Source organism: Pseudomonas sp. FG98 (assembly GCF_057808595.1).
Genome location: NZ_JBMDIJ010000024.1, coordinates 17,860 through 30,634, shown reverse-complemented (window position 1 = coordinate 30,634; position 12,775 = coordinate 17,860). Strand labels below are relative to the sequence as shown.

Annotated in this window: 16 protein-coding genes; 7 read left to right on the top strand and 9 right to left on the bottom strand. The window is 63.5% G+C overall.

Annotation, left to right across the window (positions count from 1 at the left end):
- Window positions 1–54 precede the first annotated feature (54 nt).
- Together ACODSK_RS16270 and ACODSK_RS16265 are read left to right on the top strand one after the other, a co-directional pair.
- Window positions 55–2,016: an acetoacetate--CoA ligase gene (locus ACODSK_RS16270; protein WP_489017525.1), complete on the top strand. Its 1,962-nt coding sequence runs from the start codon at window positions 55–57 to the stop codon at window positions 2,014–2,016.
- A 38-nt stretch (window positions 2,017–2,054) separates the two neighbouring features.
- Window positions 2,055–2,330 carry a peptidylprolyl isomerase gene (locus ACODSK_RS16265; protein WP_316922615.1) on the top strand — a complete coding sequence of 92 codons (276 nt, stop codon included), beginning with the start codon at window positions 2,055–2,057 and terminating at the stop codon, window positions 2,328–2,330.
- Between the two features lie 9 nt (window positions 2,331–2,339).
- Here ACODSK_RS16265 and ACODSK_RS16260 read toward each other — a convergent pair whose 3' ends face one another.
- From ACODSK_RS16260 to ACODSK_RS16235, 6 genes are all read right to left on the bottom strand, one after another.
- The gene (locus tag ACODSK_RS16260; RefSeq protein ID WP_489017523.1) at window positions 2,340–2,594 is read right to left on the bottom strand and encodes a DUF1652 domain-containing protein; all 255 of its coding nucleotides are present in this window, start codon (window positions 2,592–2,594) and stop codon (window positions 2,340–2,342) included.
- Window positions 2,595–2,741: 147 nt separating this feature from the next.
- Window positions 2,742–3,833, bottom strand: a complete 1,092-nt coding sequence (locus ACODSK_RS16255) for a hypothetical protein (protein ID WP_489017521.1) — start codon at window positions 3,831–3,833, stop codon at window positions 2,742–2,744.
- Window positions 3,830–4,456 (bottom strand): LysE family translocator, encoded by a 627-nt coding sequence (locus tag ACODSK_RS16250; RefSeq protein ID WP_489017520.1) that lies wholly within the window; start codon window positions 4,454–4,456, stop codon window positions 3,830–3,832. Before ACODSK_RS16250 ends, ACODSK_RS16255 begins: the two co-directional genes overlap by 4 nt.
- Before the next feature lie 66 nt (window positions 4,457–4,522).
- Window positions 4,523–4,993, bottom strand: a complete 471-nt coding sequence (locus tag ACODSK_RS16245) for a GNAT family N-acetyltransferase (RefSeq protein ID WP_489017518.1) — start codon at window positions 4,991–4,993, stop codon at window positions 4,523–4,525.
- A gap of 173 nt (window positions 4,994–5,166) precedes the next feature.
- A complete protein-coding gene (locus ACODSK_RS16240) occupies window positions 5,167–6,108 on the bottom strand; it encodes a LysR family transcriptional regulator (protein ID WP_489017516.1) in 942 nt (313 codons plus the stop codon).
- Window positions 6,105–7,079 carry a quinone oxidoreductase family protein gene (locus ACODSK_RS16235; RefSeq protein ID WP_489017514.1) on the bottom strand — a complete coding sequence of 325 codons (975 nt, stop codon included), beginning with the start codon at window positions 7,077–7,079 and terminating at the stop codon, window positions 6,105–6,107. The genes ACODSK_RS16240 and ACODSK_RS16235 overlap by 4 nt, the downstream gene beginning before the upstream one ends.
- Before the next feature lie 228 nt (window positions 7,080–7,307).
- Between ACODSK_RS16235 and ACODSK_RS16230 the strand changes: the two genes are divergently transcribed.
- The gene (locus ACODSK_RS16230; protein WP_489017512.1) at window positions 7,308–8,105 is read left to right on the top strand and encodes an alpha/beta fold hydrolase; all 798 of its coding nucleotides are present in this window, start codon (window positions 7,308–7,310) and stop codon (window positions 8,103–8,105) included.
- Here ACODSK_RS16230 and ACODSK_RS16225 read toward each other — a convergent pair.
- Complete coding sequence (locus ACODSK_RS16225) at window positions 8,084–8,782, bottom strand: metallophosphoesterase (protein ID WP_489017511.1); 699 nt, start codon at window positions 8,780–8,782, stop codon at window positions 8,084–8,086. The two genes, ACODSK_RS16230 and ACODSK_RS16225, sit on opposite strands and share 22 nt — an antisense overlap.
- A gap of 79 nt (window positions 8,783–8,861) precedes the next feature.
- Here ACODSK_RS16225 and ACODSK_RS16220 point away from each other — a divergent pair, with 79 nt between their 5' ends.
- Window positions 8,862–9,359: a DUF3016 domain-containing protein gene (locus ACODSK_RS16220; RefSeq protein WP_489017509.1), complete on the top strand. Its 498-nt coding sequence runs from the start codon at window positions 8,862–8,864 to the stop codon at window positions 9,357–9,359.
- A 60-nt stretch (window positions 9,360–9,419) separates the two neighbouring features.
- Entirely contained in the window at window positions 9,420–9,647 is a 228-nt protein-coding gene (locus ACODSK_RS16215; protein WP_489017507.1) for a hypothetical protein, read from the top strand.
- 13 nt (window positions 9,648–9,660) lie between these two features.
- On the opposite strand, the gene ACODSK_RS16210 is transcribed toward ACODSK_RS16215, so the two are convergent.
- Window positions 9,661–9,849 (bottom strand): hypothetical protein, encoded by a 189-nt coding sequence (locus ACODSK_RS16210; protein ID WP_489017505.1) that lies wholly within the window; start codon window positions 9,847–9,849, stop codon window positions 9,661–9,663.
- Between the two features lie 70 nt (window positions 9,850–9,919).
- Window positions 9,920–10,396, bottom strand: a complete 477-nt coding sequence (locus ACODSK_RS16205) for a GNAT family N-acetyltransferase (protein ID WP_489017504.1) — start codon at window positions 10,394–10,396, stop codon at window positions 9,920–9,922.
- A 206-nt stretch (window positions 10,397–10,602) separates the two neighbouring features.
- Between ACODSK_RS16205 and ACODSK_RS16200 the strand changes: the two genes are divergently transcribed.
- Together ACODSK_RS16200 and ACODSK_RS16195 are read left to right on the top strand one after the other, a co-directional pair.
- Window positions 10,603–10,887: a DUF6555 family protein gene (locus ACODSK_RS16200; protein ID WP_489017502.1), complete on the top strand. Its 285-nt coding sequence runs from the start codon at window positions 10,603–10,605 to the stop codon at window positions 10,885–10,887.
- Window positions 10,888–11,119: 232 nt separating this feature from the next.
- Window positions 11,120–12,706 carry an ABC-F family ATPase gene (locus tag ACODSK_RS16195; protein WP_489017501.1) on the top strand — a complete coding sequence of 529 codons (1,587 nt, stop codon included), beginning with the start codon at window positions 11,120–11,122 and terminating at the stop codon, window positions 12,704–12,706.
- The last annotated feature ends 69 nt before the right edge of the window (window positions 12,707–12,775 follow it).

Below are 12,775 nucleotides of genomic sequence, written 5' to 3'. Positions count from 1 at the left end.
CACAAGGGTTCAGGCTAGACTCAGGGCATTGGCAGACCACAGGGAAACACCGACATGAACGATGTGCTCTGGCGCCCGGACGCGGCGCGTATTCAGGCAAGCCGGATGGACCGCTTCCGGCGCGACATCAATCAGCGCTTCAACCTCGACCTGGCGGACTACGCCGACCTGCATCGCTGGAGCATCGAGCAGCGCCCGGCGTTCTGGAAAACCCTGGCCGAGACCTTCGATGTGCATTGGCACCACAGTCCGATGAAGATCCTCGACGAAGGCCCGGTAATGCCCGATGCACGCTGGTTCCCCGGCGCCACCCTGAACTTCGCCGAACACCTGCTGCGCCGCCGCGATGCTGCCCCGGCATTGGTATCGGTGCGCGAGGACGGCCAGCGGGTCGTCCTCAGCCATGCCGAGCTGGCGGCGCAGGTGGCGGGCCTGCAACAGGCGTTCAGGGCCGCCGGGATCGGCGTCGGCGACCGGGTCGCCGCGTGCATGCCCAACACCTGGCAGACCGTCGTGGCCATGCTTGCCGCCACCAGCCTCGGCGCAATCTGGTCCAGCTCCTCGCCGGAATTCGGCACCCAGGGCATCGTCGAGCGTTTCGGCCAGATCGAGCCGAAGCTGCTGCTGGTCTGCGCCGGCTACCAGTACGCCGGCAAAACCCTCTCCCAGGTCGACAAGATCAACGAGGTGCTGGCCGCTCTGCCCGACCTCGAACAGTTGCTGGTGGTGCCCTACGGCAACACCACGGTGGGCCTCGATGCCTTCACCACCCAGGCCACCACCAGCCTGTGGGACGACTTCTACCAACCCGGCGGCGAACCTGTCTTCGTCCGCCTGCCCTTCGACCACCCGCTGTACATCCTGTACTCCAGCGGCACCACCGGCGTGCCCAAGTGCATCGTCCACAGTGCCGGCGGCGTGCTCCTGCAACACCTCAAGGAACACGGCCTGCACAACGACCTGGGCGACAACGACTGCCTGTTCTACTACACCACCTGCGGCTGGATGATGTGGAACTGGCTGGTCAGCGGCCTGGCCCTCGGCGCGACCCTGGTGCTGTACGACGGCTCGCCCTTCCATCCGGGCCCCGAGCGCCTGCTCGACCTGATCGACGCCGAGGGCATCAGCGTCTTCGGCACCAGCGCCAAGTACCTGGCAGCGCTGGAACAGGCCGGTCTGCAACCGCGCCACAGCCATCGACTGGAGCATTTGCGCCTGCTGCTGTCGACCGGCTCACCGCTGTCGCCACACAGCTACGACTACGTGTACCGCGAGATGAAAAGCGATCTGTGCCTGGCGTCGATGTCCGGCGGTACCGATATCGTCTCCTGCTTTGTCCTCGGCAATCCGACCCTGCCGGTGCGCCGCGGCGAGATCCAGTGCAAGGGCCTGGGCATGGCCGTGGAAGTATGGAACGACCAGGGTCAGCCGGTGCTGGACGAGAAAGGCGAGCTGGTCTGCGCCCGTCACTTCCCGGCCATCCCCCTCGGTTTCTGGCATGACCCCGAGGGCGAACGCTTCAGAGCCGCGTATTTCAGCCAGTTCCCAGGGGTCTGGTGCCAGGGCGACTACGCCGAGGAGTTCAGTGATGGCGGCCTGGCCATCCATGGCCGCTCGGATGCCGTGCTCAACCCCGGCGGCGTGCGCATCGGCACGGCGGAGATCTACCGTCAGGTGGAAAAGATCGAGCAGGTGCTGGACAGCGTCGCCATCGGCCAGCAATGGCAACACGACGTGCGCGTGGTGCTGTTCGTGCGCCTGGCCGACGGCGTGCAACTGGACGATGAACTGCAGGCACGCATCCGCAAGGTGATCCGCGACAACACCAGCGCCCGCCATGTACCGGCAGTGATCGCCCAGGTGGCGGACATTCCGCGGACCATCAGCGGCAAGATCGTCGAGCTGGCGGTGCGCAACGTGGTACACGGCCTGCCGGTGAAAAATACCGACGCCCTGGCCAATCCCCAGGCATTGGAGCATTTTCGTGACCGCATCGAGCTGCGCGATCAGGCATAATCGCCGGCTTTTACCCGCAACCCCGAGGCACCCGCACCATGAAAGCACAGGCCCGTCACATCCTGGTCAAGACCGCCGAAGAGGCCGAGCAGCTCAAGCAGCGCATCGCCAAGGGCGAGGCCTTCGACGTGCTGGCGAAGAAACACTCCATCTGCCCTTCAGGCAAGCGCGGCGGCGACCTGGGCGAGATCCGTCCGGGGCAGATGGTCGGAGCGATCGACCAGGTGATCTTCAAGAAACCGCTGCGCACGGTGCATGGGCCGATCAAGAGCAAGTTCGGCTATCACCTGGTGCAGACGTTCTATAGGGATTGAAGACCTGGCTTAGCTGGCGTCGCGCAGGGGCACGACGTTCTGCTTGTCCAGCAGGTCGCAGCGCATCCGGCTCACCAGGCTGGCGATGGCACGGCTGCTGTCCAGTTGTTCGGGACGAATGCCGGTGACCTGCAAATCGTGATGATGGGAGCCGCGATTGAACAACTGCACCGTCAGGGATTGATCCGCCGCCTGGGTGCAGCGGCAGCGAACAGGCAAGAAACTCTTCTCGATGATATCGCGCAGTTCCAGCGTGGATAGCATTTCCATGTCTCCCGGGCAGTTGAGGGACTGCAGCTCCGTGCTTGCAGTGCGTTGTCAATCCTAGGCCAACGGCCCGCTGAGAGTCAGATCATTTCCCTATAAGCCAGGGGGTTTCTTACGCCGACCCGGCTGTGCCCCAGCCGGTGCTCATTGCTTCGGCTTTTTCGACAGCCATCCCAGTGCCGTTTCCGCCCGGCTCGATGCGTTGTAGAGCGACTCGGCGTCGTACCACAAATCGTCCGCTGCGCGCTGCCAGTCCTCGCCCCAGCTGCTGCGCAGTTTCAGCCCGGTCCGGCACTCGTTGACATCGCACAACTGCGCATATCCGTAGGCCACCAGGGCGTGCATCTCCGCGCACTGGCCGTTCTTCTTCGGCGTCAGGCAGATGCCCTCGATGATCACCGGGTTGTCCTGTTTGATCGCGTTGACCAGTTCCTTGCTGTAGCGCGCGTAGGACAACTTTTCCTTGGCCGTCTTCGGCGCCACGTTCATCGAATAGTCATCGCTCTCGAAATACGAGCGGTTCTTCGCCAACGCGCAAGTGTTGGGAATCGCCAGGCGAGTGATGAAGCCGCTGAACGACTCTTTTTTCAGGGCTCGGCTCAGGGTCGGACCGTCGGTCTTGTAGTTGGGCAGCACCTTGCCCAGTTCGTCCAGGGCCAGAGTGATGCACTGCTCGTCGCAGCCCTTGGCGTATCGGGTGTAGAACGCCTTGAGCTGGTCGACCGTCCGGGTCTGGGACAACACCACCTCGGTACCGATTCCTTTGCCGGTTTTCCCGGTGCCGATGAAGAACTCCTCCTGTGGGGCGCAGGCCTGCGACGCCACGGTGCCGACGAACAGCGCCGATATCTCCAGGGTCACGATCGCCGAGCCACTGGCGATGTTGATATCCGGATAGGAGCTGACATAGTCGAGGATATCGCTTTCGCCAGGCGGCACGGTGTAGCGGGTGATGTCCAGCGGCGACGCCAGCTCGTTGCGCGGCACACGGCTGCAATCCTGCTTGAGATCCCGGCACACGTAATAGTTGAAGACCGTCGCCGCCGCATGGGCGAAGCACCAGGGCAGCGAGCCCTGGTCGGTGGTCGGCGGCAGGTTCTGGATGACATGGGATTTCTTCAGGTCGTAACCCTTGAGGGAAACGAAGGGGACGCTCGCGGTTTCAGCCAGTACCAGGCTGGCGAAGAACGACTGTGCCACCAGGGCAAGGGGGATCGCCGTCCGCATAGCGTTCACGCCCGCCGCGCCGCCAGCAACCCGAGACCGGCGCACCCCAGCAGCCCGGCGCTGACCCGGTTGAACAGGCGCCGCGGCCCTGGCTGCTCGAACCAGCGTTGCAGATAGGCGCCAAGCCAGGCGTAGATGGCGATCGCCAGCCACTCCAGCACCAGGAACATCGCCCCCAGCCAGAGGAACTGCTCGCCGACCGGGGTGGCGCTGTCCATCACGACGAATTGCGGCAGAAAGGCGGTGAAGATGAGGATGGCCTTGGGATTGCCGGCCGCGACGAAAAACTCCTGGCGCGCCAGGCGCAGCAGGCCACCCTTGCGCTCCAGCGCCGGGCCGCCCTCACCCACCGGCGCCCGCCACAGTTGCCAGGCGATATAGAACAGGTAGAACGCTCCCAGCACCTTGATCGCCAGGAACAGGTATTCGCTGGTGTGCAACACCACCGCCAGACCCAGCGCCGCCAGCACGATCATCCCGGCGAAGGCGAACAGGCGGCCGATGCCCGCCATGCACGCGGTACGCAGGCCATGCCGGCTGGCGTTGTTCAGCGATAGCAGGTTGTTCGGGCCGGGGGCCATGTTCAGGGCGAAACAGGCGGGAATGAACAGCGCGAGGGTGGACAGGTCCATGGCGGTCTCCTTCGAGGACAGGCGGCCAGCTTCTGCTGGCCGGATAATGACGTCAAGTGCCCGGTTTCACGGGACGAGGCGCTTGCTCATCGAGACGCACTCCAGGGTCAGGCCCCTCGGCGAGTGGTAGAGCGCGAGGCCCTCGTCGACGTACCCGCAGTGCCGGTAGAACGCAGCGGCATTCAGGGTCGCATCCAGCCGCAGTTCAGCCAGTTGCAGATCGCTGGCCAGAGCTTCGAGAAACTTCAGCATTTGCCGGCCCAGACCATGTCGCAGATGGTCCGGATGTACGAATAGCGCGCCGACCTCGGCGCCAGCGAGGTCGAGCATGCCCGTTACCACCGCTTCTCCATCGATCCAGCCCAGGTAGAAATGGCCGTCCATCAATGCCGCATAGCCGTCCTCGGCGTTGCCGGCGGTCCATAGCAACAGATCGTCCAGGACATAGTGGTCGCTACATTGATCGAGCACCGCCAGTCGGCGGACTCGGTATGCCACCTCGGCGTCGGCGCGGGTGGCGCGTCTGATTTCCAGCATTGCAGGCTCCGTTTGCAGGGCCGGAACGGCGCGAGAAAAAGCCCCGTCCGTTTCCGGCGGGGCTTTGGCTCAGGGTCTTGGTTGAACAGGCCTGCGCTCATGGCCCGCCAGAGGCGGTCATGCACGGGCGCATCATGTTCAATGGGAAGGATCGGCACATCGGCCGATAGTGCTCAGTCGGTGACGCGGCTGTCAATCCAGGGCGGGACCGGCGCGAAGCGCGATTCGATCCACTCTTTGAACGCCAGCACCGTCGCCGCCGGGAAACGCGCCGAAGGCCGCACCAGGTAGACGCCACCGGTTGGGTCCAGTTGCCATTGCGGCAAGACTCGCACCAGGCGTCCGGCGGCAAGATCGCGGCTCATCAGCCATTCCCCGGCGCCGAGAATCCCGGCCCCGGCGCGGGCGGCGGCGAGCAGCGATTCGCTGTCGTTGGCGGTGAGATTGCCCTTGGGCGTCACGCTGTAGTGCTCGTCGCCGGCATACAGGCGCCACTGCGGGAAGGACGCCAGCCCGCTGAAGCGCAGGCAGTTGTGCTGGTGCAGGTCCTGTGGCTGCCGGGGAATGCCGTGACGTTCCAGGTACTCGGGCGATGCGCAGAGGATCCGGCGGTGATCGCAAAGCTTTTTCGCAATCAGCCGGTTGTCCTCCAGCTCACCGATGCGGATGGCGATATCGAAGCCTTCGTCGATGATGTCCACCAGCCGTTCGCTGTAGTCGGCAACGATCGACACCTGCGGGTAAACCTCGAGGAACTCCGCCAGCATGGGGCCAATGCACAGGCGTCCCATGGCTGCCGGCAGCGCCAGACGCAATACGCCACGCACCTGCGCAGCCCCGGAGATCGCCTGCTGCTCGGCTTCGGCGATCATGCCCAGGGCGGCGCGCAGGCGTTGCTCCAGCTGTTCCCCCACCGGGGTGATCCGCACCTGGCGGGTCGAGCGCTCGATCAGGCGTACGCCGAGGCGCTTTTCCATGGCCGCCACACGCTTGGAAATCACCGTGGGATGACGCTCCAGCATGCGCCCGGCCGCCACGAACGAGCCCTGCGCAGCGACGGCAAGGAAGGCAGCGATTTCATCGCTGTGGGGGTTGTCCAGCAGATCGAGGTTCATGGCGTGAGGATGATGGTTCCCGAGGATCGCCCGGATTCCAGGTCGGCATGGGCCTGGGCCGCATCGGCCAGGGCATAACGGGCCCAGATGCGCGGGCTGATGATACCTGCGTCGAGGGCCGCCAGCACGTCGGCGGCGCGCGCCTGGTACTCCTCGGCGCTGGCGGTATGGGCGGCCAGCGAGGGTCGGGTGATGAACAGCGAGCCCTTGCTGTTGAGGGTGGCCATTTCCAGTGGCGCCGGGGCACCGCTGGAGGCACCGAACGAGACCATCAGGCCACGGGGGCGCAGGCTGTCCAGCGACGCCTCGAAGGACGCCCGGCCAATCGGGTCGTAGACCACGTCGACTTTCTTCCCGTCGGTAAGCCGTGACACCTCTGCCGCCAGGGTCTGCGGGTCGAACACCAGCACCTCGTCACAACCCAGGGCCCGGGCCTTTTCCACGCTGGACGCACGGGATACCACACCGATCACATAGGCCCCCAGATGCTTGGCCCAGGGCGCCATGAGCGAACCCAGGCCGCCGGCCACGCCGTACATCAGTACGCGAGTGCCCGGCCCCACCGGGTAGGTGGACTTGAGCAGGTACTGCGCGGTGATGCCCTTGAACAGCACGGCGGCGGCGTCCTGCGCCGAGACCGAATCCGGCAGCTTGACCAGGCGCTCGGCGGGGAACAGCCGGGCGCTGGCATAACCACCCAAGGGACCGGTGGCGTAGGCGACGCGATCGCCCACCGCGACATGGCTGACCCCGGCACCGACCCGAGCGACCCGGCCCGCACCCTCCAGACCCAGCCCGCCTGGTAGTGGCACCGGCACTGCTCCCTTGCGCTGAGTGACATCGAGGAAGTTCACGCCGATCGCCTCCTGCTCCAGCCAGACCTCGCCCGGACCGGGGGCCACCTCGTCCACCTGATGCAGTTCAAGCACTTCGGCGACACCGGTTTTACTCATGCGTATCGCTTGGGTCATTGCCATTCTCCTTGCCGGTTCGAGCAGTTGATTGATTGCTGGCAGCGAGTATGGGAAGCCGCTTTCAGAGCAACAAGACCGGAAGATTGCACTTCATTGCTGCACAACATGCAGTAATCGGATGAATGGGCTGCCATCACAATTTGGCACCATGGTTCTGTTACGCATTGTCACATTTGCCCGGGTTTGTTATTCATCAAGCACTTAGCCAAGAACCTGGAACCCCGTATGTCGTCGCCCGTCAGTGCAGAAGCGGTATGGATCGAGACACCCTATGGCCAATTGTTCGCTCGGCGCTGGTTCCCGGCGCAGACGGACAGCACCTTGCCGGTGATCGTGCTGTTTCACGACTCCCTCGGCTGCGTGGAGCTGTGGCGCGATTTTCCCCAGCAACTCTGCGAGCGCAGTGGCCTGCCGGTGGTGGCCTATGACCGGCTCGGTTTTGGTCAATCGGCGCCCTGCCCCGGACAACTACCGCTGAACTTCATCGAGGACGAAGCCGCGCGCTTCTTCCCGCTGCTGCGCGAGGTTCTCGGCATAGGCCGCTTCATTGCCTTCGGCCATAGCGTCGGCGGGGCCATGGCCAGTGTCTGTGCGGCACGCCACGGAGGGGATTGCCAGGCGCTGATCACCGAATCGGCCCAGGCCTTTGTCGAGGACCGCACCCTGGAGGGGATTCGCACGGCCAAGGCGCAGTTCGCCGAACCCGGCCAGATAGCGCGCCTGGCTCGCTATCACGGCGACAAGGCGCAGTGGGTGCTGGACGCCTGGACCGAGACCTGGCTATCGGACGCCTTTGCCCACTGGACCCTGGAAAGCCTCGTACCCCGCCTCGATTGCCCGCTTCTGGCACTGCACGGTGAGCTGGACGAGTACGGTTCGGCGCTGCATCCGCAGCGGATCGCCGCGCTGGCGGGTGACCGGGGTGAAGCGGTGATCCTGGCGGGCCAGCATCATGTGCCGCACCGCGAGGATGCACCACAAGTGCTGGACAGGGTGATGGATTATCTCGGACGGATCGGCTGAACCGGCTCCAGGGTGGCGAGGTCCAGCAGGGTGAAATGGCCCTTGGACCAGCCACCGGTATCGATATGCCAGACATTGCCCAGCACCTTCACCTCCAGCACCGGGGTATGCCCTACCAGCAGCGCACGCAGGTCTTCGACGCGGCGTTCATCACCGTCCTTGAGGCGCTGCCGCGACCATTGGCAGGTTTCGCGGATCTTCGCTGGTACCGGGGTCTCGTTGAGCAGAAACAACAGATCATCCCAGCGCGATAACGGGCAATCGGCATGCAACAGGCCGACCCTGCCGTGCTCGGTCTCTACTTCAAGGGCCAGTGGCAGCGTTTCGAAGCGTTCGGCGAAGCGCACCTGCTCGGTGTCGGGCAGATCGAGAAACCAGCCGCCCCCCGCCGCGCGGTACATGGCGTAGTCCAACCACTCGCCTCGCACATGGGAAACCGCCAGGGCTTCGTGATTACCCTGCACCGCGTGGAACCAGGGCTGGGCCAGCCATTCCAGTGCCTCTTCGCATTCCGGGCCGCGGTCCACCAGATCGCCGACACTGAACAGGCGGTCCCGCGTAGGGTCGAAGGCTACCTGCTCCAGCGCCTCGCGCAGGCGAGAGAAATGCCCATGAACATCGCCCACGGCCAGGTCACGCCCGTGAAAGTTGCGGCCCAGATGAATCACCTTGTTCATGACCCCGCTCCTGCTCTGCAATCCGCCTTTGCCGGCGTACAATGCCAACTTGCGCGGTAATTGTTTCCAGAGGTCAATCATGCGCCTGCCCACGATATTCGCCACCCTCGGTCTACTGCTTTGCACCAGCATGGCACAGGCGGCCGGGCCCCAGGTCGACGTCAAGTTCATCCACCCGGAAAAATTCCGCGATGCCAGCTTGCGCGGCGACGGCTATGCCCGCGGCGCCGACGAGCAAGTGCTCAAGCAACTGCGTATCTACCTCGAATCCCTGGGCAAGCGTTACCTCCATGAAGGCCAGTCGCTGCACCTGGAGATCCGCGATATCGACCTGGCCGGACGTTACGAGCCCTGGCAGACCCAGGCCCCTTCGGTGCGTTTCATGCGCGATATCACCTGGCCGAGCATCGACCTGCACTACCGCCTGGAACAGCACGGCCAGGTGCTGAAAGAGGCCGACGCCCGGGTCGACGACAAGTTCTACCTGCAACGTCCCGGGCGCCTCGGCAACAACGACTCGCTGTATTCGGAAAAGGCCATGCTCAACGACTGGTTCCGCGATCTGCAAAAACCCTGACGTCTCCGTTCCTTTTTTCAGGCGCTGCTACACTGAAATCGCTTACAGGAGGAACGAGTCATGTCCGACAAAGACATCCAAACCCTGCTCACCCTCATCAACCATCGCCAGGACCGTCTGGCCAGTGCCTGCAAGGACATCGCCGACTGGATCGACAGCCAGGGCGACCTGCCCGCCGCCGGCAGGATCCGCGAAAGCCTGCGGGCGGTGGAAGCCGATGAGGTGCTGGTCAAGCGCACCCTCACCACCCTCTCCCTGGACCGGCCGCTACCGCGCTTCCGCCACTGATGGACGGCGCTGATCACTCGTCCCAGTGGTCGTCGTGATCTTCGTCGTCCAGCACATCCAGGCCGTACTCCTCGTCTTCATCCTCGTCCTCGACGTCATCGAACATCGGGTCGGCATGCTGTTCGCCTTCCTCGTCGTCATGAAATTCGCGGTCGAGCAGATGATCGTGCTCCGGCTCGTGGATATCGTCTTCGTCCTGCATGGGCGGGGTCCTGCGTATTCAAGGGAAATGACGGCGCCTGTATAGGGCGTTGCCTGCCCCACGTCAACGGTCACAGGCTCTGGCGCATCTGCACCAGGGCCACACGCGTGCCGTCAGGGCCCTGCCGCTCCTCAATGCCGAAGGGCACGAAGCCCAATTGCGGATACAGCAGCAGGCCGGCGGTGTTGTGGTTGAAGCAGGAGACTTTCATCTCCCGCGCCTGATGGCGGCTGCGCGCCACCTCGATCATCTGCTCCACCAGATAACGCGCCACACCACGGCCACGCGCTTCCGGCGCAACCAGCACATTGCCCAGCGAGCAGGTGCCGCCCTGCTCCCACTGGTAGAAATTGGCGAAGGCCAGTACCTGGTCATCCTCGACCACCACGCTGGAATCGCTGCGCTGGGCCACGGCGGCAGCGAGCTGCTCCGCCGTCAGTGGCCAGGTGCATTTGGGAAAGAAAAAGAACGCCTCATCCGCGGACTGGGCGAAGGTACAGACAGTCGGGATATCGCTGGCCTGGACAGGACGGAAACTCAGGGCCACGGTCACACTCCTCGGCAGACATGGCCACTGGCCACGGCCATTCAGTTAACTACACTGATCCCGGACTGTAAACGACACCGGTATTTTTCAAATCAGCCGCTCTATCTCAAGTCATGCAGCGGTAAAGTAAGACTTTGTGCGAATACCAATTCAATTTTGCAAATGATAATATTTCGCAATTTTGAGTCATCCCCCAGGGAAGGGACATGCAGGACAAGTACGAAATCCACTATGTGAAAAACGGCCTGAAGAAGGTCGTGGTCACCAACCGCAACGGCATGAACTGGCTCGAAGCCTGGAAAGCCGCCCTGCTGATCGACGGCACCTGCGCTGGCGCCACCGTGGGCCTGCGCTGCATCGACGACGCCATGGCCCGGGCCGAGGAAAGCGGTATCAGCAAGGTGCGCTGGAACAAGGCCAGCCATATTGCCTCCTGGAGCGAACGGGCCAGATTGAATGAAAGCAGGTTGCTGGTGAAGCAGATCGATTGAGCCTGCCGGTGCAGGGCATGGCTGGCTTGCCCGGATAGACCGAAGAGCAATTCCCACAAGACCGTCATACAACTCCCCGGCGAGCTGTGCGACAATGCGCGCCAAATTCCGGCCACACCCCGCCTTCACTCTCCCGACAGCCCGGTCCTGACGTGCATCAAGCGCACGCCGGACAGCTTCGTTCGCATTCCGGGCTGCAAGGCGTCACCCCAGTTACTGATAGGTAAGCCCTTTGATTTCTACAGCTAACATCACCATGCAGTTCGGCGCCAAGCCACTGTTCGAGAACGTTTCCGTCAAGTTCAACAACGGCAATCGCTACGGCCTGATCGGCGCCAACGGTTGCGGCAAGTCGACCTTCATGAAGATCCTCGGCGGCGATCTGGAGCCGAGCGCCGGCCAGGTCATGCTCGAGCCCAACACCCGCCTCGGCAAGCTGCGCCAGGATCAGTTCGCCTACGAGCAGTTCACCGTGATCGATACGGTGATCATGGGCCACGAGGAGCTGTGGAAGGTCAAGGCCGAACGCGATCGCATCTATTCGCTGCCGGAAATGACCGAGGAAGACGGCATGGCCGTGGCCGAGCTGGAAACCGAGTTCGCCGAGATGGACGGCTATACCGCCGAGTCCCGCGCCGGCGAACTGCTGCTGGGCCTGGGTATTCCGCTGGAACAGCATTTCGGCCCGATGAGCGAAGTCGCTCCTGGCTGGAAGCTCCGCGTGCTGCTAGCCCAGGCGCTGTTCTCCGATCCGGAAGTGCTGCTCCTCGACGAGCCAACCAACCACCTGGATATCAACACCATCCGCTGGCTGGAAAACATCCTCACGGCGCGTAACAGCACCATGATCATCATTTCCCACGACCGTCACTTCCTGAACTCGGTCTGCACCCATATGGCCGACCTGGACTACGGCGAGCTGCGCCTGTTCCCGGGCAACTACGACGAGTACATGACCGCGGCGACCCAGTCCCGCGAGCAGTTGCTGGCCGACAACGCCAAGAAGAAAGCCCAGATCGCCGAGCTGCAGACCTTCGTCAGCCGCTTCTCGGCCAACGCCTCGAAAGCCAAGCAGGCCACGTCCCGCGCCAAGCAGATCGACAAGATCCAGCTGGCCGAGGTCAAGCCGTCGAGCCGGGTCAGCCCGTTCATCCGCTTCGAGCAGACCAAGAAGCTGCACCGCCAGGCGGTGACCCTGGAGAAAGTCTCCAAGGGCTTCGAAGACAAGCAACTGTTCAAGAACTTCAGCTTCACCGTCGAGGCCGGCGAGCGCGTCGCGGTCATCGGCCCGAACGGTATCGGCAAGACTACCCTGCTGCGCATGCTGGTCGGCGAGATGGTGCCGGATGCCGGTAGCGTGAAATGGACCGAAAGTGCCGAAGTCGGCTACTACGCCCAGGACCATGCCCACGATTTCGAGGAAGACGTCAGCCTGTTCGACTGGATGGGCCAGTGGACCCAGGGCGAGCAAGTGATCCGCGGCACCCTCGGGCGCATGCTGTTCTCCAACGACGAGATCCTCAAGTCGGTCAAGGTGATTTCCGGTGGTGAGCAAGGCCGCATGCTGTTCGGCAAGCTGATCCTGCAGAAACCCAACGTGCTGGTAATGGACGAACCGACCAACCACCTGGACATGGAATCCATCGAGGCCCTCAACCTGGCCCTGGAGAACTACCCAGGCACCCTGCTGTTCGTCAGCCACGACCGTGAATTCGTGTCGTCCCTGGCCACCCGCATCATCGAGCTGAGCCCGGATGGCGTGGTGGACTTCAGCGGCACCTACGACGATTACCTGCGTAGCCAGGGCGTAGTGGTCTGATGTGACGACTGGTCCTGTCCCACATGTTGGGACAGGACCGGTTGGCTATCGATTAATTCGTTAGCCTGC

Coding starts and splice junctions, on each gene's coding strand:
- ACODSK_RS16210 (WP_489017505.1), bottom strand. CDS start 9,849: ATGCAGGACGAAGACGATATCCACGAGCCGGAGCACGATCATCTGCTC.
- ACODSK_RS16230 (WP_489017512.1), top strand. CDS start 7,308: ATGTCGTCGCCCGTCAGTGCAGAAGCGGTATGGATCGAGACACCCTAT.
- ACODSK_RS16260 (WP_489017523.1), bottom strand. CDS start 2,594: ATGCTATCCACGCTGGAACTGCGCGATATCATCGAGAAGAGTTTCTTG.
- ACODSK_RS16235 (WP_489017514.1), bottom strand. CDS start 7,079: ATGACCCAAGCGATACGCATGAGTAAAACCGGTGTCGCCGAAGTGCTT.
- ACODSK_RS16245 (WP_489017518.1), bottom strand. CDS start 4,993: ATGCTGGAAATCAGACGCGCCACCCGCGCCGACGCCGAGGTGGCATAC.
- ACODSK_RS16215 (WP_489017507.1), top strand. CDS start 9,420: ATGTCCGACAAAGACATCCAAACCCTGCTCACCCTCATCAACCATCGC.
- ACODSK_RS16250 (WP_489017520.1), bottom strand. CDS start 4,456: ATGGACCTGTCCACCCTCGCGCTGTTCATTCCCGCCTGTTTCGCCCTG.
- ACODSK_RS16265 (WP_316922615.1), top strand. CDS start 2,055: ATGAAAGCACAGGCCCGTCACATCCTGGTCAAGACCGCCGAAGAGGCC.
- ACODSK_RS16225 (WP_489017511.1), bottom strand. CDS start 8,782: ATGAACAAGGTGATTCATCTGGGCCGCAACTTTCACGGGCGTGACCTG.
- ACODSK_RS16220 (WP_489017509.1), top strand. CDS start 8,862: ATGCGCCTGCCCACGATATTCGCCACCCTCGGTCTACTGCTTTGCACC.
- ACODSK_RS16200 (WP_489017502.1), top strand. CDS start 10,603: ATGCAGGACAAGTACGAAATCCACTATGTGAAAAACGGCCTGAAGAAG.
- ACODSK_RS16240 (WP_489017516.1), bottom strand. CDS start 6,108: ATGAACCTCGATCTGCTGGACAACCCCCACAGCGATGAAATCGCTGCC.
- ACODSK_RS16270 (WP_489017525.1), top strand. CDS start 55: ATGAACGATGTGCTCTGGCGCCCGGACGCGGCGCGTATTCAGGCAAGC.